General features: G+C 57.9%; 16 protein-coding genes and 3 tRNA genes. 10 read left to right on the top strand and 9 right to left on the bottom strand.

Going from position 1 to position 19219, the window contains the following annotated elements; translation table 11 throughout:
• Positions 1 to 38 precede the first annotated feature (38 nt).
• The 8 genes from QMX93_RS06910 to QMX93_RS06875 all read right to left on the bottom strand — a co-directional run bounded on the left by QMX93_RS06910 (position 39) and on the right by QMX93_RS06875 (position 4967).
• Positions 39 to 125: transfer RNA gene (locus QMX93_RS06910), tRNA-Leu, on the bottom strand.
• Positions 126 to 320: 195 nt separating this feature from the next.
• Positions 321 to 394 (bottom strand) — tRNA-Cys (locus QMX93_RS06905).
• A gap of 47 nt (positions 395 to 441) precedes the next feature.
• Positions 442 to 517: transfer RNA gene (locus tag QMX93_RS06900), tRNA-Gly, on the bottom strand.
• A 60-nt stretch (positions 518 to 577) separates the two neighbouring features.
• Complete coding sequence (gene pgsA, locus QMX93_RS06895; RefSeq protein WP_053120408.1) at positions 578 to 1138, bottom strand: CDP-diacylglycerol--glycerol-3-phosphate 3-phosphatidyltransferase; 561 nt, start codon at positions 1136 to 1138, stop codon at positions 578 to 580.
• 32 nt (positions 1139 to 1170) lie between these two features.
• Positions 1171 to 2994: an excinuclease ABC subunit UvrC gene (gene uvrC / locus QMX93_RS06890; protein WP_053120410.1), complete on the bottom strand. Its 1824-nt coding sequence runs from the start codon at positions 2992 to 2994 to the stop codon at positions 1171 to 1173.
• Between the two features lie 2 nt (positions 2995 to 2996).
• Positions 2997 to 3638: a UvrY/SirA/GacA family response regulator transcription factor gene (gene uvrY / locus QMX93_RS06885; protein WP_024012761.1), complete on the bottom strand. Its 642-nt coding sequence runs from the start codon at positions 3636 to 3638 to the stop codon at positions 2997 to 2999.
• A 127-nt stretch (positions 3639 to 3765) separates the two neighbouring features.
• Entirely contained in the window at positions 3766 to 4209 is a 444-nt protein-coding gene (locus QMX93_RS06880; protein ID WP_159812371.1) for a GNAT family N-acetyltransferase, read from the bottom strand.
• On the bottom strand, positions 4206 to 4967 hold the full coding sequence (locus QMX93_RS06875) for a carbon-nitrogen hydrolase family protein (protein WP_282353956.1): 762 nt from the start codon (positions 4965 to 4967) through the stop codon (positions 4206 to 4208). Before QMX93_RS06875 ends, QMX93_RS06880 begins: the two co-directional genes overlap by 4 nt.
• Before the next feature lie 618 nt (positions 4968 to 5585).
• Between QMX93_RS06875 and QMX93_RS06870 the strand changes: the two genes are divergently transcribed.
• A complete protein-coding gene (locus QMX93_RS06870; RefSeq protein ID WP_282353955.1) occupies positions 5586 to 6662 on the top strand; it encodes a 3-deoxy-7-phosphoheptulonate synthase in 1077 nt (358 codons plus the stop codon).
• A gap of 43 nt (positions 6663 to 6705) precedes the next feature.
• On the opposite strand, the gene QMX93_RS06865 is transcribed toward QMX93_RS06870, so the two are convergent.
• Entirely contained in the window at positions 6706 to 7884 is a 1179-nt protein-coding gene (locus tag QMX93_RS06865) for a hypothetical protein (RefSeq protein ID WP_282353953.1), read from the bottom strand.
• A gap of 335 nt (positions 7885 to 8219) precedes the next feature.
• Between QMX93_RS06865 and QMX93_RS06860 the strand changes: the two genes are divergently transcribed.
• The 9 genes from QMX93_RS06860 (at position 8220) to hbdH (ending at position 19142) form a co-directional block, all read left to right on the top strand.
• A complete protein-coding gene (locus QMX93_RS06860) occupies positions 8220 to 9089 on the top strand; it encodes an alpha/beta fold hydrolase (RefSeq protein ID WP_282353951.1) in 870 nt (289 codons plus the stop codon).
• Positions 9090 to 9184: 95 nt separating this feature from the next.
• Positions 9185 to 9466, top strand: a complete 282-nt coding sequence (locus tag QMX93_RS06855) for a peptidylprolyl isomerase (protein ID WP_053120421.1) — start codon at positions 9185 to 9187, stop codon at positions 9464 to 9466.
• Positions 9467 to 9601: 135 nt separating this feature from the next.
• Complete coding sequence (locus QMX93_RS06850; RefSeq protein WP_282353949.1) at positions 9602 to 11470, top strand: extracellular solute-binding protein; 1869 nt, start codon at positions 9602 to 9604, stop codon at positions 11468 to 11470.
• Positions 11470 to 12531 (top strand): microcin C ABC transporter permease YejB, encoded by a 1062-nt coding sequence (locus QMX93_RS06845; RefSeq protein WP_053120425.1) that lies wholly within the window; start codon positions 11470 to 11472, stop codon positions 12529 to 12531. The genes QMX93_RS06850 and QMX93_RS06845 overlap by 1 nt, the downstream gene beginning before the upstream one ends.
• The gene (locus QMX93_RS06840; RefSeq protein ID WP_212550751.1) at positions 12531 to 13553 is read left to right on the top strand and encodes an ABC transporter permease; all 1023 of its coding nucleotides are present in this window, start codon (positions 12531 to 12533) and stop codon (positions 13551 to 13553) included. Before QMX93_RS06845 ends, QMX93_RS06840 begins: the two co-directional genes overlap by 1 nt.
• Positions 13554 to 13567: 14 nt before the next feature.
• On the top strand, positions 13568 to 15142 hold the full coding sequence (locus QMX93_RS06835) for an ABC transporter ATP-binding protein (protein ID WP_282353941.1): 1575 nt from the start codon (positions 13568 to 13570) through the stop codon (positions 15140 to 15142).
• Between the two features lie 135 nt (positions 15143 to 15277).
• On the top strand, positions 15278 to 16684 hold the full coding sequence (locus tag QMX93_RS06830; RefSeq protein WP_282353940.1) for a sigma 54-interacting transcriptional regulator: 1407 nt from the start codon (positions 15278 to 15280) through the stop codon (positions 16682 to 16684).
• Positions 16685 to 16969: 285 nt separating this feature from the next.
• A complete protein-coding gene (locus tag QMX93_RS06825) occupies positions 16970 to 18361 on the top strand; it encodes a GntP family permease (RefSeq protein ID WP_282353938.1) in 1392 nt (463 codons plus the stop codon).
• 7 nt (positions 18362 to 18368) lie between these two features.
• Positions 18369 to 19142, top strand: coding sequence for a 3-hydroxybutyrate dehydrogenase (gene hbdH, locus QMX93_RS06820; RefSeq protein ID WP_282353936.1), 774 nt, complete (start codon positions 18369 to 18371; stop codon positions 19140 to 19142).
• Positions 19143 to 19219 lie beyond the last annotated feature (77 nt).

Below are 19219 nucleotides of genomic sequence, written 5' to 3'. Positions count from 1 at the left end.
GCTTGCATGAGATATGTCATGCAAGCCCTTGATATTCATGGTGCCCGAAGCCGGAATCGAACCGGCACGCCCTTACGAGCGGGGGATTTTAAGTCCCATGCGTCTACCAGTTTCGCCATTCGGGCGGTAGCGCGGTGTTGCTGTCTCCGACTGTTCAGTCGCGATCCTGACAGGATGCAGGCTTGAACAGCCGAGCGGGAAATATATACATCACTCCCCGGTGAAGCAAGTTCGCATTGGCTGTTTTAAAGACTAAATCGTACAGCGCAACGCAAATAAAAAAGCTCCGTAAATCATGGATCTACGGAGCTTGTTTATAGTGGAGGCCGAGGTCGGAATCGAACCGGCGTAGGTGGATTTGCAATCCACTGCATAACCATTTTGCTACTCGGCCTCAAAACGTTTGCTATCAGTAGCACAACAACAAACGCGTTTTAAACTTGGAGCGGGAAACGAGACTCGAACTCGCGACCCCGACCTTGGCAAGGTCGTGCTCTACCAACTGAGCTATTCCCGCTTGGTGATGCGCATTCTATAGAATTAAGAAGCTCCGTCAACCCCTTGATTCAAAAAAGTTTTATTTCTTTTCAACATCGGTCTTCAGATGCGGCCAGGCAGCGCGAAGGTATTGAACCATCGACCACAACGTCAGGCCTGCGGAGATCATCAACAGCGAATAACCCAGAATGACCCAAAAGGTAAAGTCCTTCGGATTGGCCAACAGGATCACCAGCGCGAGCATTTGTGCGGCGGTTTTCCATTTGCCGAGATTGGACACGGCGACATGCGCGCGAGCACCCAGCTCGGCCATCCACTCACGCAGTGCCGACACGACAATCTCGCGACCGATGATAACGGCGGCTGGCAGAGTCAACCACAGGTTGCCGTGTTCTTGCACCAACAACACCAATGCGACGGCAACCATCAGCTTGTCGGCAACAGGGTCGAGGAAGGCGCCGAATGGCGTGCTTTGCTCCAGGCGACGGGCCAGATAACCATCCAGCCAGTCCGTTGCAGCGGCAAAGGCAAACACCGAAGCGGACGCCATGTAGCTCCACTGGTACGGCAAATAGAACAGCAAAATGAAGATCGGGATAAGCAGGACGCGTAGAACGGTAATCAGATTAGGGATATTCATCGGCACAACTGGCTACGAGGTGAGGGGGCATTCTACTCGCTATGCAGGTTCGCATAAATCGACTCTGCGAGCTTTTTACTGATCCCCGGGGCTTTGGCGATCTCTTCGATGCTGGCACGAGTCAGCTCCTGCAATCCACCAAAATGTTTGAGCAAATCTCGACGCCGGGTTGGCCCGACACCGGCAACGCCTTCCAGCGTTGACGTACGCCGGGTTTTGCCGCGACGTGCGCGGTGCCCGGTAATTGCAAAACGGTGAGCTTCGTCGCGAATCTGCTGGATCAAATGCAGCGCCGGCGAGTCGCCGCGAAGCGTGAACTCGTGCGCCGCATCATTCAGATACAGAGTTTCGAAACCAGCCTTGCGTGTTGCGCCTTTTGCGACGCCAAGCAAGATCAGATCCGGTACCGCCAATTCGTTGAGCACGTCACGCGCCATCGACAGCTGCCCTTTACCACCGTCCACCAGCAGAATATCCGGCAGCTTGCCCTCGCCTTCCTTCAGCTTGCTGAAACGACGGGTCAAGGCCTGGTGCATGGCGGCGTAATCGTCGCCCGCCGTCACGCCTTCGATGTTGTAGCGACGGTAATCCGACTTGATCGCGCCTTCCGGGCCGAACACTACGCACGATGCGACGGTCGCTTCACCGCTGGAATGACTGATGTCGTAGCACTCAAGCCGTTGCGGCGGCTCGTCCAGATTCAATACTTCAGCCAGCGCTTCGAAACGCGCAGCGGTGTGCTGACGGTTGGCCAGTCGTGCGCTCAATGCTTGTTCGGCGTTGGTGACGGCCAACTGTTGCCAGCGCGCTCGCGTACCACGCACCCGATGGCTGATAGCCAATTCACGCCCGCGCAGTTTGTGAATGGCTTCGATCAGCGTCGGGAAATCTTCGTGAACGACGTTGACGATCAACTCGCTCGGCAGATCGCGCTCCGGGCTGCTGATGAAATACTGCCCGAGAAACGCCGCCATCACTTCAGAGACGTCTTCTTCAATCCCGACCTGCGGGAAGAAATTTTTGCTGCCGAGTACGCGTCCGCCACGGACACTGATCAAGTGGACACAGGCGCCACCGGGATTCACGAACGCAGCGATGACGTCGATATCGCCCGTGCCACCTTCCATGCTCTGCTGATCCTGGACTCGGCGCAGCAAGGCGATCTGATCGCGAAGTTCGGCGGCGCGCTCGAACTCCAGGTTAATAGCGGCCTCCTCCATCGCCGTCGACAGTTCATTGGTCAGCGCATGGCTGCGGCCTTCAAGGAACATCACTGAGTGACGAACGTCTTCGGCGTACACCTCAGGCTCGACCAAGCCTACGCACGGGGCTTTGCAGCGCTTGATCTGATATTGCAGGCACGGACGGGTGCGGTTCTTGTAATAGCTGTCTTCGCACTGACGGACGAAGAAAGTCTTTTGCAACAGGCTGAGACTTTCGCGAATCGCCCCGGCGCTCGGGTATGGCCCGAAGTATTTGCCTTTGGCCTTTTTCGCGCCGCGATGAATGCTCAGACGCGGAAACTGTCCGTCCGACAGGAATACGTAAGGATAGGATTTATCGTCGCGCAACAGAATGTTGTACGGCGGCCGCCATTCCTTGATCAGCGTCTGCTCGAGTAGCAGCGCCTCGGTTTCGTTGGCGGTGATGGTCGTTTCGACCTGAGCGATACGCCCGACCAGCGCAGCGGTTTTTGGCGCCAGCCCGGTCTTGCGGAAATAACTGGCCAAACGCTTCTTGAGGTTCTTGGCCTTGCCGACATAGAGCAGGCGCGCATCGCTGTCGAACATGCGATAAACGCCGGGGCGCCCACTGACGGTGGAGAGAAAGGCGCCGGAATCGAATACTTCAGTCATGGTCAGGCGCTGGCATCGACCATGCCGTGTCGGACTGCCAGAAGGGTCAACTCAACATCGCTGCTGATCGAGAGCTTCTCGAAAATACGGTAACGGTAGGTGTTCACGGTTTTTGGCGACAGGCACAACTTGTCGGAAATGATCTGCACTTTCTGACAACCAACAATCATCAACGCAATCTGGATTTCGCGCTCGGACAAGGCATCGAACGGCGAATCGTTGGTCGGCTGGAAAGACTTGATCGCCAACTGTTGAGCGATCTGCGGGCTGATGTAGCGCTGACCGGCAAAGACCAGGCGAATGGCCTGAACCATCTCCGGCAATCCCGCGCCCTTGGTCAGGTAACCGGCGGCACCTGCTTGCAGCAACCGTGTCGGAAAGGGATCTTCTTCGCACACAGTGACGGCAACCACCTTGATATCCGGATGACTGCGCAGCAGCTTGCGGGTGGCTTCAAGGCCGCCGATGCCGGGCATCTTGACGTCCATCAGCACCACGTCGGGCTTCAACTCACGCGCCTTGATCAGGGACTCTTCCCCGGACTCGGCCTGGCCGACCACTTGCAGGCCATCGATATCGGCCAGCATCCGTGTAATGCCTGTACGAACGAGATCATGGTCATCGACCACTAGCACCCTAATCAAGCAGACACCTCGCGATATGGTCTTATTGGGATGCCCGACACCTTAGCAAAAAGAGCCAGACAGACCTAGCGGAAAGCCGCATTTAAAAAGTTTCAATTCATCTTTGAGGTCTTGCCAGCCGTGGCTTTCAGAGCACAGGCGTGCTCAAATCGAGCTGCATGCGCAGGAAACACTCGTCCTTTCCATGAAGCTGTAGTCCTTTTCGCTGATACAAATTTTTTGCCGGATTGTTTTCGAATACCGTCAGCCGCAAAGCCGAACGCTTCTCATGGCGAGCCATCTCGATAACCTGATCAATTGCCCAGGATCCCGCGCCCTGCCCCTGAAACGCTTCAGCCAGCTGCAATTCGCGTATGTACAGTGCCCGCGCATCGCGGCTCAGGCTGAGAAACCCCAGCGCGATATCATTGCGGGTTACCAGCCAGTTTTCCCGGCCCATCCAGGCGACGTCAAAGGCTTCATCCTGCCACAGCAGCTCATGTTGAATGTAGTACGGCAACATGTTCCTGCAGGTGAGATCGCGGGCGAACGCCAAGTCCTCAGGCGTTGCACGACGCAACCGAAATCTCATCGTGGCAGATCCACTGCAACGACCCGCCCGCTCCATTCGCCATCACGACGCTGTGCGACTACCAGACAATCGCCCGCTCCTGCTGCCGAAGCCACAAGATCGCCAGTTTCTGACCAGATCGCACTGCGCCCCGCAGACTGCCAGCCGCCGGTGAGACCTCCGTGATTGGCCATCAATACGGCCATCGAATGGTGACGAGCATAGCCGTGCAGCAAAGCAGAGTCTGGCTCGTAGCCTTTCTCGCTGATCAATACACCCGCCGCGTACAGATTGGCACTCTGGTCAGCGGCAGCGGCCGCGTGGCTGGCGTTATTGAAATCAGCGCAAACCGCCAGCGCAACCTTATCGTCACCGATTCGCAGTGTTGCACCGCCGATGCCGGGGGCGAAAATCCGCTCCTCGCCCGTGTGCAAATGTTGTTTGCTATAAACACCGAGCGAACCATCAGCCCCCAAGACCAACGCGCCAATCCATACCGCAGTTGGTTTATCCGCCCGGATCGGCATCCCGACGACAGCGGTGATGCCCAGCGTTCGCGCCAGATCGCGTAACGGTTGAATGACCGCATCGTGCGGATCAATGGCCAACGCTGCTGCCGCCTCACCTTCATAACCGGTCAGCGACAACTCCGGAAAGACCAGCAACTCGACGCCCTGCTCCGCCGCCACTTCGATGAAGCACAAATGGCGTTGGATATTCGCCGCAAGATCCCCCGCAATGGAGATGGATTGGGCAGCAGCAATGGTCAGCGTCGACATGGTTCATCCTTGGGTTCAGGCAAAACGCTGAGTTTGTCACAACTGTTGCTACGCTCAAGCGATAGGCAAATTGTTCTTCACGCCATAGCATTTTATGATTGCTGAGGCGCATCGGCCTCTAGTAAGCTCGGCGCATTCATTGGAGACAGACCATGTTCAACGCCCTTCCACCGCTTCGTGTCGTCAGCGCCCTGCGCTCGATGGCGGCTGCGTGGGCGAAAGACGTTTGTGCTCCGGTCAGCTTTTATTTTGGGTATTGGTTTAGCCACTAGCGCGCCTGATACCCAAACGGCGCCCATATAAAACGGGTCGCCTACCAGAGATTTCTCAACCCCCGGTCGGCCTCCCGACCGGGGGTTTTGTTTTTTCTGGCCCCTGCTTTTTCAGCAACACACCAGACACTTTTGAGGATTTACCCATGAACTACGCCACTTATTACCGTTACGACACTTTTACCGCCTGGCGATTTACCAGCCTCCGCTCGGGACAGCCTGCCGCCTCCGATCGGTCACCCACCGGTGGCAAACGCACACACGTAGCCAATACGGCCAATTGTCGAACACCCCAGTAGGGCCGAGCGAGCGGGAAGCACCCGCCGCCAGCCCAGGAATTGTGAATATGAACTCGTCCGTTTCTGCTCTGCCACTGTCCAGCCTCAACTCTGCCAACGTAGCGCTGACCCTGCGTCTGCCCAGCTCGTTGCAACTCAAGCAGCAATTGCCCCTGAGCACTGCCTTGAGCCAGCAAGTCGCCACGCACCGCCAGGCGGTACGCGCCATTCTCAACGGTGAAGACCAACGTTTACTGGTCATCGTCGGCCCTTGCTCAATCCATGATCCTCAGTCTGCCCTCGAATACGCCGGCAAACTCGCCCGTCTTGCCGATCAAGTCAGCAACGAAATGCTCCTGGTGATGCGCGCTTACGTGGAAAAACCCCGTACTACGGTGGGCTGGAAAGGTCTCGCGTATGATCCGCACCTCGATGGCAGCGATGACATGGCGGCAGGCCTGAGCCTGTCGCGCGAACTGATGCTGGAAATGATTCGCCTCGGTTTGCCAGTCGCTACCGAACTGCTGCAACCCATGGCCGCCGGTTACTTCGATGACCTGCTGAGTTGGGTCGCCATTGGCGCGCGCACCACCGAATCGCAGATCCATCGCGAAATGGCCAGCGGTCTGGGCATGCCGGTCGGCTTCAAAAACGGCACCGACGGTGGCGCCGCAGTGGCCGTTGACGCCATGCGCTCAGCCGCACACCCGCATCGGCATTTCGGTGTCGACAGCCAAGGGCATCCGGCAATCATTCAAACGCCGGGCAATGCAGATACCCACTTGGTACTGCGCGGCGGCCACAAGGGGCCGAACTACGACCGCAACAGCGTAACCGCCATCAATGCCGAACTGACCCGACTGAAAATCCCCGGCCGGATCATGGTCGATTGCAGTCACGCGAACAGCGGCAAGGATCCTTCGCGTCAGCCCGCTGTTTTCAATGACGTACTCGAACAGCGCCTGCAAGGTGACCGTTCACTGATCGGCATGATGATCGAGTCGCATCTTTTCGAAGGTTGCCAGCCGCTGAGTCCTACGATGCGCTACGGCGTTTCCATCACCGATGGTTGCCTGGGTTTCAACGCGACGGAGCACCTGCTTCTGGATGCCGCAAAGCATTTGAGTGCTCAGCCGCGCACCTGATGACAATGCCCTCCGGTACTTTTCGCACCGGAGGGCAATCGTGCTACTCAACTCGTAGCAGCGTTATTGCGGAGGCTTGACTGTCATCATCCGAGCGCTCCACTGAATAGGCGATGCGCACTGTCGAGCCCTGATGCTCACGCCAGAACCGGTGGGGCACGATAAACACCAACGGCTGCCCCGCTGACTCGCGGGTAATCTCACGCTCGTCACGATGGTTGAAGTAATCACCATCACACTTGAGATAGACCAACTCACCCTCCTGAGCTTGGGCATTGCCGATCACAACGGTGATGCCATCCGTTGAGTCCACCACATCAAGCACTTCGTCCTGAGCTTCGAGGACATCCGGCGCCTCGAGCAAACCACGAATCAAAGGTGCGATGACAAAGGTTGCGATGTCGGAATCTCGCGCCTCGCCAGTTTTCGGTTCAACCCGATAACGCGCTGTCACTTCGCCGCCAAGATGTCCCGCAATAAGATCAGCACCAATCCAGAAAGACAGCGTATTGCCTACCGCCAACGACTGTAGGGTCAATGCATCGTTAAACACCTCCGTCAGAACAGCGCCTTGCCAGGTCAACAACACTCTGTCGCCTTCGGCCATACGTGAATACGGTCGAAGGCTGATGCAGGTGCCTTCGCTGAGTCGCTCAGGATCAAGGATTGCGCCAACCGCTTCTTCGACATAGGGCGCAAGCAATCTCGGGCGAACATCGCCGACGTCCAGTTGCAACCTTGCCGACGTGAGCGGTTGCGCTTGTTTGGCACTGAAAAGCGTCCAGTAGATTTCCAGCGACCCACCATCCAGCGCCGCGACATGCACGCCTTTGATGACGAATACGATTTCCTTGCCGACCTGTGCTTCGCTGACGAAACGAGCACATTCATGCTGATAGGTGAACCCATCGATATCGAGCCCTTCCCAGCGCAACAGCACTTTATCGCCGCACGCCATGTTCGGGTAAGGCGGGATCCGGACGATGGCCCTCTTCAGGGACGGGTCAAGTACGGCTTGTGTCATCGAATCAAGATTCGGTGCGGGCAATGCAAGCACTGCCTCGACATCCAGGGTATTGCCCGCTCGAAAGCAGAACTCCAGCGACGTTTCATCCGCTTTGAAACTCAGCGCGCCCTGTTTATCCAGTGCAACCCAGCGCTGCTGAAAAGTGCCTGGGCTCTGCGCTGACGCGACTGACAGATGTGCTTCATGCGTAGTCATGGGTGCCTCCATTCCTTGGATTAAACGCTGTCGTCAATGACTGCGTTGACTGCCCCTATTTAACGCGCTCAATCATTCAATGGATATCAGCCGATTGCCTTTAAGCACGGAGGCAAAGGCATCACGCAAAGTAGGCAAGCCGCAAAAAATACCAACACGCCGTCCGATAGACGTCCAAAGAATAGGAGCTGGATTTCAGCACTTTCCGAAGTTTCGTACAGCTTCTAGTCCAGATTCCAACGACAACCGAGGCTTATTCGTACTTCGCTAACGGAATGACTGTTTTAGAGTGGCACGCAGATTTCACCCAGAACCTCTGCGAAAAGGTAGTCAACATGCAACGGAATGCTACAACTCAGTACCCGATCCTGCTGGTACATGGCCTGTTCGGATTCGAGCGTATTGGCTCCTTCGAACTCTTCCACGACGTCAAGAATGCACTTCAGGCTGTCGGCTGCCGAGTGTTTGTGCCGCATCTTTCAGCCACTCACGACAATGAAATGCGCGGTGAACAATTGTTGCGGCAAATCGACCGGGTGCTGAGGGGCACCGATTCGAGCAAAGTCAATCTGATCGGGCATAGTCAGGGCGCACTCGCCGCCCGATACGCTGCGGCGCTTGCCCCACACGCCGTCGCTTCCGTGACGTCGGTGAGTGGCCCCAACCAGGGTTCGGAATTGGCCGATGTGTTGCGTGAAGCACTGATTCCCGGACAACTGCCAGAAAAAATCGCGCAGACCGTCGTCACGTTATTTGCCGATTTTTTGTCGGTGCTCAGTGGCCGCATAGCCATGCCGCAGAATGCGATCGCTGCGCTTGGCGCCCTGACGACGCAAGGCATTGGCCGCTTCAACGAAAAATATCCTCAGGGCCTGCCCGACAGTTGGGGCGGCCAAGGGCAAGAGTCGGTCAATGATGTTCGTTACTATTCCTGGAGCGGCACGTTGCCGGATCACAGTCAGCCAACGCTCGATCCGGTGGAGCACATCTGCCGAAACCTGGCCAGATACTTCAAAAAAGACGCTGGGCAAAACGACGGATTTGTCGGCCGCTTCAGTTCTCACCTGGGGAAAGTGATCCGTTCGGACTACCCGTTTGACCATCTGTCCATTCTGCGTAGCGCAAGTGCCTTGCGCGCAGTATCACCGGATCCGATCGCACTCTACGTGGCGCATGCCCGCCGCCTGCAGGCAGCTAACCTGTGAAGTTGCCGCGTCACGCAAACGGAACTTTGCCGAGAAATCGCCCACTGAATCCGGTAGGCTCCGCACTTTACTGATATTGATTGGAGATTTTCCCCATGGCTAAAGCCACTGCCCGTCACATCCTTGTTGCCAGCGAAGACAAGTGCAACGAACTCAAAGCCCAGATCGAAGCCGGTGCTGATTTCGCCGAAGTGGCCAAGGCCAACTCCACCTGCCCTTCCAGCCGTCAGGGCGGCGACCTCGGTTCGTTCGGTCCTGGCCAGATGGTCAAGGAATTCGACACCGTAGTATTCAGCGCACCGGTCAACACCGTGCAAGGCCCGGTGAAAACCCAGTTCGGTTATCACCTGCTGGAAGTGACCAGCCGTCAGGACTGATCCTTCGCATTGAATGAAACATAACGGCCCGCCTTTTGGTGGGCCGTTGTGTTTCAGTTACACGATACGGCTGGCGAGCCGCGCGTTGCTCGCGTACAAATTACGCTTATCGATCACCCGGCTCTAAGGCTGACAATGCGACTGGCTTTCCCCACATTGATGTTCACTGCCGTGACGCTGCTGTTGAGCGCCGTAGGTGTGAGCGCGGCACCGCAACATGCATTGACTGTTTATGGCGAACCGGCGAAATACCCCGCCGGTTTCAGCCACTTCGACTACGCCAATCCGCAGGCGCCCAAGGGCGGAACGATGCGCCGCTCGGCGATCGAGATCGGCCACTTCGACCATGTCCTTCCTTATATAGACAAAGGCATCGGCGTCACCCAGATCGACGGCATGCTCTATTCGCCGCTGGCGCAGCGCTCGATGGATGAGCCTTACACCGTCTACGGCCTCGTCGCGCAAAAAATCGAGCGCGCTGACGATGGGTTGTCCTTGCGCTTTTTCATCAACCCCAAAGCGCGTTTCGCCGACGGTACGCCGATCACCGCCGAGGACGTGCGCTACACCTACGATTTGTTGATGACCCAAGGCAGCCTGCGCTATCGCACGCAATTCGCCGACGTCAAAGGCGTCGAAATCGAAGCGCCGCTGACGGTGCGCTTCGATTTCAAGAGCAATGAAAACCGCACCCTGCCACTGGATATCGCCACTCTGCCGGTGTTTCCCGAGCATTGGTGGAAGACCCGTGACTTCGCTGGCGGTGGCGGCTATGAAGCGCCATTGGGCAGCGGCCCGTATCGCGTCGGCAAGGTCGACTCCGGACGCAGTATCACTTTTGAACGCAATGCCAACTGGTGGGGCAAGGATCTGCCGGTCAGCCGCGGCTTGTACAACTTCGATCACTTCAGCATCGAGTATTTCGGCGACACCGACGTCGCCCGTCAGGTGCTGCGCGGTGGCGCTTATGACTATAACCGCGAGTTCTCGGCCACCGGTTACTCGATCGGTTACGACAGCCCGGCATTGAGTGACGGACGCCTGCAAAAGGCTCATTTGGCCACTGAGGCGCCACAATCGGCGCAAGGTTTCGTCTTCAACCTGCAAAAGCCGATGTTCCAGGATCGTCGCTTGCGTCAGGCACTGGCCATGCTCTGGGATTTCGAGTGGAGCAACCGGCAGATGATGCGCAACCTGTACATCCGCCAGCAAAGCTACTTTTCCAACACTGAGCTCGCGGCGTCAAAACTGCCCGATGCGCAGGAACTGCAGATCCTGGAGCCGCTGCGTGGCCAGGTGCCTGACGAAGTCTTCAATCAAGTGTTCGAGGCGCCGAAAACCGACGGCAGCGGGATGATCCGCGATAAACAGCTGCAAGCCTTGCAACTGCTGGAACAGGCTGGCTGGAAACCGGATGGCGACCAGTTGGTCAACGCCGAAGGCGAGCCGCTGAGCTTCACTTTTCTGGTCAGCCAGAACGGCATGGATCGCTTGCTCCTGCCTTATAAACGCACGCTGAAACAAATCGGCATCGACCTCAATATCCGCCGCATCGATTCCTCGCAATACGTCAATCGCCTGATGAGCCGCGACTACGACATGATCGTCACTGGCTACCCGGTCAGCACCTCTCCCGGCGGCGAGCTGCTCAACTATTTCGGCTCGGCCTCGGCCAACGATCCCGGCGCCAACAATTACATGGTGCTTAAAAACCCGGCCGTCGATACGCTGATCAACGGCCTGATCCGCGCCTCGACGCAATCCGACATGCTGCATTACGCCCACGCACTGGATCGGGTGCTGCAATGGAATTACTACTGGATTCCCAACTATTACCCGCCGGGCACCTCGACGGTCTGGTGGAACCGCTTCGGCATGCCGGCGGTGCAAGCGAGCAATGACGAAGCGATCGAGAGTTGGTGGGAAATCAGCAGCACACCGCTGACCAACCAACAGATGACGGCCGAGAAAATCGGTCGTGGCAAACCCGGAGGGCCGCACTGATGTGGGGTTACATACTGCGGCGTCTGCTGCTGATCATTCCGACACTGGTGATCATTCTGCTGGTCAACTTCGTGATCATTCAGGCCGCGCCCGGTGGCCCGGTGGAACAGGCCATCGCTCACTTGCAAGGCATCGGCGGCGGCAATGTCGGTGGTGGTGCCAGTGAAGCCATTAGCAGTACATCGCGCGCCAGTCGCGGCCTCGACCCGCAACTGATCAAGGACATCGAAAAACAGTACGGCTTCGACAAACCCGCGCATGAACGGCTGTGGCTGATGCTAAAGAATTACGCGCAACTGGACTTCGGCAAGAGCTTCTTTCGCGGCGCCACGGTGACCGACCTCATCCTCGAAAAAATGCCGGTGACCATTTCCCTAGGGCTTTGGGCGACGCTGATCACCTATCTGGTATCGATTCCGCTGGGCATCCGCAAAGCCGTGCACCACGGCAGTCATTTCGATATCTGGAGCAGTACTGCAATCATCATTGGTTACGCGATGCCGGCGTTCCTCTTTGCGATGTTCCTGATCGTGGTGTTTGCCGGTGGCACTTCGCTGAACTGGTTCCCGGTGCGCGGTCTGGTCTCGGACAACTTCGAATCGCTGTCGACACTCGGCAAGATCACTGACTACTTCTGGCATCTTGTGCTGCCAGTGACGGCGCTGGTGATCGGCGGATTCGCCACGCTGACGATTCTGACCAAAAACTCGTTCCTCAACGAAATCACTCGCCAGTACGTGGTGACTGCCCGGGCCAAAGGCTTGAGCGAGCGACGCGTGCTCTATGGGCATGTATTTCGTAACGCGATGCTGCTGGTGGTGTCAGGCATTCCTCAAGCGTTTATCAGCGTGTTCTTTGCGGGCTCGTTGTTGATCGAAGTGATCTTCTCCCTCGACGGTCTCGGGCGCATGAGCTACGAAGCGGCCGTCTCCCGCGACTATCCGGTGGTATTCGGTTCGCTGTTCATCTTCACCCTGTTCGGCCTCCTGATAAAACTGATTGGCGACCTCTGCTACACGCTGGTGGATCCGCGCATCGACTTCGCCGCGAGGAACGCCTGATGTTCAAGTTTTCGCCGTTGGGCCGTCGCCGCTTCGAGCGCTTCAAGAAAAACCGTCGCGGCTGGTGGTCGTTGTGGCTGTTTATCGGTCTGTTTGCGTTGACGTTGGGCGGCGAGTTGATCGCCAACGACAAACCGCTGATGGTCAGCTATCAGGGTGAATGGTATTTCCCGGTGTTCAAGCGTCACACCGAGCAGGAGTTCGGCGGGCAACTACCGTTTCAGGCTGATTATCGTAGCGAGTATGTGCAGAATCTGATCCGCAAGGACGGTGGCTGGCTGCTATTCCCGCCGATTCCGTTCAGCGATGACACGCCCAATTACGACCTCAACAAACCGGCGCCGAGCCCACCGACAACGGTGAACTGGCTGGGCACCGACGATCAGGCGCGGGACGTACTGGCCCGAGTGATTTTCGGCGCCCGCGTGTCGATTCTGTTTGCGTTGATGCTGACGTTTGTCAGTGCCCTGATCGGCATTGCGGCCGGTGCGCTGCAAGGCTATTACGGCGGCTGGGTCGACTTGATCGGGCAACGCCTGCTGGAAGTCTGGTCGGGATTACCGGTGTTGTATCTGCTGATCATTCTCTCCGGTTTCGTCGAGCCGAATTTCTGGTGGCTGCTGGGGATCATGGCGCTGTTTTCCTGGTTGGCGCTGGTCGATGTAGTGCGCGCCGAGTTCCTGCGTGGGCGCAATCTGGAATACGTCAAAGCCGCGCGGGCCTTGGGGCTGACTGATCGCAAAGTGATTGTCCGGCACATCCTGCCCAACGCGATGAACGCCACGTTGAGCTATCTGCCGTTTATTCTGACCGGTGCAATTTCTACCCTCACCGCGCTGGATTTTCTCGGTTTTGGCATGCCCGCCGGCAGCGCTTCGCTGGGTGAACTGATCGGTCAGGGCAAACAGAATCTGCAGGCGCCATGGTTAGGTTTGACGGCGTTTTTCACCTTGGCACTGATTCTGTCGTTGCTGGTGTTTATCGGCGAAGCGTTGCGAGACGCCTTCGACCCACGCTCTTGAAGCAGAGATTGACGATGACTGACAACCTGATCGAAATCCGCGACCTCAACGTCGCCTTCAATGACCAGACCGTGGTGCGCAACCTGTGTCTGGACATCCGCCCCGGCGAGTGTCTGGCGCTGGTCGGCGAGTCGGGTTCGGGCAAATCGGTGACCGCGCATTCGATCCTGCAATTGCTCCCCGAATGCGATGCCCGCACCACTGGCAGCATTCGCTATCGCGGCCAGGAACTGGTCGGCGCTGACCCCAAGGTCTTGCGTGAACTGCGCGGCAATCGCATTGCCATGATTTTCCAAGAGCCGATGACTTCGCTCAATCCACTGCACACCATCGAAAAACAGATCGGCGAAACCCTGCTGCTGCACCGTGGCCTCGGCGGCAAAGCGGCGCAGTCGCGCATTCTGGAATTGCTGCAACTGGTTGGCATCAAAAAGCCTGAAGAACGCCTCAAGGCTTATCCGCATCAATTGTCTGGCGGGCAACGCCAGCGGGTGATGATCGCCATGGCGCTGGCGTGCGAACCGGAGCTGCTGATCGCCGACGAACCGACGACGGCGCTGGACGTGACGGTGCAGCGCAAGATCCTGCTGCTGCTCAAATCCCTGCAACAACGCCTCGGCATGTCGCTGCTGCTGATCAGCCACGATCTGAATCTGGTGCGCAGCATCGCTCAGCGGGTTTGCGTGATGAAGGCCGGGGAAATTGTCGAGCAGGCGCCGTGCGAGATTTTGTTTACCGAACCGAAGCATCCGTACAGCTGCGTCTTGCTCAACGCCGAGCCCGAGGGCGAAGCGCTGCCCCGCGATGAGCGCGAGAACGTGCTGGAAGTCGAGGATCTGCGGGTCGATTTTGCCTTGGGCGGCGGTCTGTTTCAGCGCAAGCAGTATTTGCGCGCAGTGGACGGTATCAGCCTGACCATTCAGCGTGGCAAAACCTTGGGAATCGTCGGCGAGTCCGGTTCGGGCAAATCAACGCTGGGTCAGGCGATTCTGCGCTTGCTCGACTCCGAAGGCAGCATCCGTTTTCAGGGCGAAGCGCTCGATGGGCTCAACCAGAAGCAACTGCGGCCATGGCGGCGGCAGATGCAGGTGGTGTTTCAGGATCCGTTCGGCAGCCTCAGCCCGCGCATGTCGGTGGCGCAGATCATCAGCGAAGGTCTGGAAGTGCATTGCGAATCCACCGCTGAAGAATGCGACGCGCAAGTGATCCGTGTGCTCAAGGAAGTCGGTCTCGACCCGGAAAGTCGTCATCGTTACCCTCATGAGTTTTCCGGCGGGCAGCGTCAGCGTATTGCCATCGCGCGGGCGCTAGTGCTGAAACCGGCGCTGATTTTGCTGGATGAACCGACATCGGCGCTGGATCGCACCGTGCAGAAACAAGTGGTCGCCCTCCTTCGTGATTTGCAGGAGAAGCACGGTTTGACCTATCTGTTCATCAGCCATGATCTGGCGGTGGTGCGCGCCTTGGCGCACGACATGATCGTGATCAAGGACGGCAAAGTGATCGAGCGTGGCGCCAGTCATGATGTGTTTGATTCGCCGCAGCATCCGTATACCAAAGAGCTGTTGGCGGCGGCGCATCCGGGGTAGGCGTTTTAGCTTAAAAAACTGCGTCGCGGCCATCGCGAGCAAGCTTTGCTCCTACAGATAACGCGAATTCTGTAGGAGCAAGGCTTGCCCGCGAAGAGGCCAGCACAGAAAACCAGAACATCCAGGATCCACCCCATGAACACCACCGAAAGCCTCAAGGACTACCAACGCGTGCGCACGCTGGCGATCCGTTCGTTGTTCGAGATCATCGAGCAGTCCAGCGAAGGCACGGTGATCGTTGATCGTGATGCCAATATCGTCTGGATGAATGAGCGTTACGCGCGCCGATTTGGCCTCGACTCCGCTGAAGGCGCCATCGGCAAGCCCTGCGAAAGCGTGATCCCCGGCAGCCTGCTGCGTGAAGTGGTGCGCACCGGGCGGCCGATCCTGCTCGACATGCAAGACACGCCAAAAGAACCGTTGGTGGTGATGCGCCTACCGATCCATGACGACGCCGGCACCGTCATTGGCGCCATCGGTTTCGCCCTGTTCGACGAGTTGCGCACGCTATCGCCGATGCTCAAGCGCTACCTGAGCATGCAGGAAGAATTGGCCTCGACCCGTTCACTGCTGCGCGCACGACAGACCAAATACAACTTCGCCCACTTCATCGGTACCAGCGCCGCCAGCCTTGAAGTCAAACGCCGCGCCCGTCGCAGCGCCAGTGCCGAGTCGCCGGTGTTGCTGCTCGGTGAAACCGGCACCGGCAAAGAGTTGTTGGCGCAGGCGATTCACAGTGCTTCGCCGCGTGCGCACAAGGCATTCGTCAGCATCAACAGCGCGGCGATTCCTGAAGCGCTGCTGGAGGCGGAATTCTTCGGCACAGCGCCGGGCGCGTTCACCGGCGCCGACCGCAAGGGCCGCACCGGCAAATTGCAAATCGCCCAGGGCGGCACGTTGTTTCTTGACGAGATCGGCGACATGCCGCTGCCGCTGCAAAGCAAACTGCTGCGGGTTTTGCAGGAAAAGGAATTTGAACCGGTAGGCTCGAACGAGGTGATTCAGAGTGATGTGCGGGTGATCGCTGCCACTTCGACCGATTTACAAGCGGCGATCAAACGCGGTGAGTTCCGTGCCGATTTGTATTACCGCCTCAATGTGCTGCCGATTCAAGTGCCGCCGTTGCGTGAGCGTCTTGATGATTTGCCGGCGCTCAGTGAAGCGATTCTGGAGGAGTTGCGCAGTCAGCATGAGCTGCACCGCGATGCGCTGGATCTGCTTGGGCAGCATGCCTGGCCGGGGAATATTCGCGAGTTGCGCAACGTGCTCGAGCGCGCGGCGCTGCTCAGTGATGACTTGATGCTGACGGAGAGTGACATTCGTGCAGCAATCGGGCCGCTGAGCCCGGTTGAGCGTGTGTCGGCGCCCACACTTGAAGCGCCAAGTGAGGAGACATTCGCTCAAGCGCGGGAGCGGTTTGATCGGCAATTGATTGAGGCCGCCCTTGCGCAATGTGCGGGGAAAGTGCCGGAGGCGGCGGCTCGGCTCGGGCTTGGGCGGTCGACGTTGTATAAGAAAATGGTGGCGCTGGGGATTGCATAGTCTCATTTAAGAGATATTTATCTCCCTAACAAGAAAAGATCAAAAGCTTCGTGAGCAAGCCCACTCTCACAGGGGAACGCATTCCAAAGGTGGGAGTGGGCTTGCTCACGAAGAGGTCGTCACAGACAACGAACATCTCAAAAAAGAGACAATACTTCATAATTTCGCGCCAAACACCAAGACAAATCCTTATATTTCAATAACTTAAACACCTGGCACGCATCTAGCTATACCCTCTCCCACACCGCACCACCCACAAAAATAACAACTCCGGAGAGACACACCATGAGTGTGATCATTGCCTTGGCAGCCCTCGCGCTGCTGATGCTCGCCGCTTACCGTGGCTACAGCGTTATCCTTTTTGCCCCGATCGCCGCGCTCGGCGCCGTCTTGCTCACCGACCCTTCCGCCGTCGCCCCTGCGTTCACCGGGGTGTTCATGGAGAAAATGGTCGGGTTCATCAAACTCTACTTCCCTGTATTTCTGCTCGGCGCCGTGTTCGGCAAGCTGATCGAACTGTCCGGTTTCTCACGTTCGATCGTCGCCGCCGCGATCAAACTCCTCGGCACCAAACAGGCAATGCTGGTCATCGTGCTGGTCTGCGCCCTGCTCACTTACGGCGGCGTTTCGCTGTTCGTGGTGGTGTTTGCCGTTTACCCGTTTGCGGCGGAGATGTTCCGCCAGAGCAACATCCCCAAACGGCTGATTCCAGCGACCATCGCCCTCGGCGCATTTTCCTTCACCATGGACGCCCTGCCCGGCACCCCGCAAATCCAGAACATCATCCCCAGCACCTTCTTCAACACCACCGCGTGGGCCGCGCCCTGGCTGGGTCTGATCGGCACAATCTTCGTGTTTTGCGCCGGCATGCTGTTTCTGCAGCGTCAGCGCAACAAGGCGCAACGGGCCGGCGAAGGTTACGGCACCGAACTGCGTAACGAACCGGAGACTGCTGAAGATCTGAAGCTGCCTAATCCGTGGATCGCGCTGTCGCCGCTGCTCGCGGTGGGCATCATGAACCTGCTGTTCACCCAGTGGATTCCGCAGTGGTACGGCAAAACCCACAGCCTCGCGTTGCCGGGCATGGCCACGCCGGTCACCACCGAAATCGCCAAATTGACGGCGATCTGGGCGGTTCAGGCCGCATTGTTGGTGGGCATTCTGATGGTGCTCGCGTTCGGCTTCACCGCGATTCGCAGCAAACTTGCCGAAGGCAGCAAAAGTGCGGTCAGCGGTGCGTTACTGGCGGCGATGAACACTGCTTCGGAATACGGCTTTGGTGCCGTGATCGCGTCCTTGCCTGGTTTTCTGGTGCTGGCAGACTGGCTCAAAGGCATTCCCAATCCGCTGGTCAATGAAGCGATTACCGTGACCCTGCTGGCCGGCATCACCGGCTCCGCCTCGGGCGGCATGAGCATTGCGCTGGCGGCGATGTCCGAGCAATTTATCGCAGCGGCACATGCGGCGAATATTCCGCTGGAAGTGCTGCACCGCGTGGCTGCGATGGCCAGTGGTGGCATGGACACCCTGCCGCACAACGGCGCGGTGATCACACTTTTGGCGGTCACCGGCCTGACCCACCGTGAAGCCTATAAAGACATTTTCTGTATTACGCTGATCAAGACCCTCGCGGTTTTCGTAGTGATCGGCACTTTCTACGCCACTGGCATTGTGTGAGGTATTCATGACCACTCTTACGGGCAAAACCGCACTGGTTACCGGTTCCACCAGCGGCATCGGTCTGGGCATCGCGCTGAGCCTGGCCAAGGCCGGCGCCAATCTGATTCTCAACGGTTTCGGTGATGCCTCCGCCGTGATTGCCGAAGTCGGCCAGTTCGGCGGCAAGGTCGGCCATCACCCCGCCGATGTCAGCGACCCGGTGCAGATCGCCGACATGATCGCCTACGCCGAGCGCGAGTTCGGTGGCGTGGACATTCTGGTCAACAATGCCGGCATCCAGCATGTCGCGGCGGTAGAAGAGTTTCCGGTGGAGCGCTGGGATTCGATTATTGCGATCAATCTGTCGTCGGTATTTCACAGCACTCGCCTGAGTTTGCCGGGCATGCGCACCAAGGGTTGGGGACGGATCATCAACATTGCTTCCGTGCACGGCCAGGTCGGCTCGACCGGCAAAGCGGCGTATGTTGCGGCCAAGCATGGCGTGATTGGTTTGACCAAAGTGGTCGGCCTGGAAACCGCGACCAGTAACGTCACCTGCAACGCGATCTGCCCGGGCTGGGTGTTGACGCCGCTGGTACAAAAGCAGATCGATGATCGCGCGGCCAAGGGTGTTGAACCGCAGCAAGCACAGCACGATTTGCTGGCTGAGAAACAGCCGTCACTGGAGTTTGTGACGCCGCAGCATCTGGGTGAGTTGGTGCTGTTTTTGTGCAGTGAGGCAGGCAGCCAGGTACGTGGGGCGGCATGGAACATTGATGGCGGTTGGCTAGCGCAGTGACGCTGTAGGAGTGAGCCTGCTCGCGATGGCAGTGTCTCAGTCGACAAATGTGTGACTGCGATTGAGCCATCGCGAGC

It is taken from the genome of Pseudomonas sp. PS01303 (genome assembly GCF_029959385.1).
GTDB lineage: Bacteria > Pseudomonadota > Gammaproteobacteria > Pseudomonadales > Pseudomonadaceae > Aquipseudomonas > Aquipseudomonas rustica.
This window is presented reverse-complemented; position numbering and strand designations above follow the sequence as displayed.